This window comes from Rhizobium sp. SVR5-9E (assembly GCF_056755095.1).
In genome coordinates this window covers 1-230 of record NZ_JBNDHS010000837.1, presented here as the reverse complement: position 1 = coordinate 230, position 230 = coordinate 1, and the positions used below count along the sequence as shown (strand labels likewise).

Genomic DNA, 230 nt, shown 5'->3' with positions numbered 1-230 from the left:
AATCAATCCGGCTCTTCTTTGGGAATTTCAAAGGTGAAAGAAAAATCAGAATTAATTGCTGCAACGGAAATAGCCTTTAAAGAAGACGATGAAATTTTAATTGAAAGCTTCCTTGACGGAATGGAAGTTTCCGTAGGAGTTATTGATTATAAAGGAGAAACCATCGTTTTGGGAATTACGGAAATTGTTCCTAACAACGAATTTTTCGATTATGAAGCTAAATATGAAGG

Annotated in this window: 1 pseudogene; it reads left to right on the top strand. The window is 34.3% G+C overall.

Features of this window, described 5'->3' with window-relative positions:
* Nucleotides 1-33: 33 nt before the first annotated feature.
* Nucleotides 34-230, top strand: a pseudogene (locus ACPYOJ_RS37195) (hypothetical protein); the annotation flags it as partial.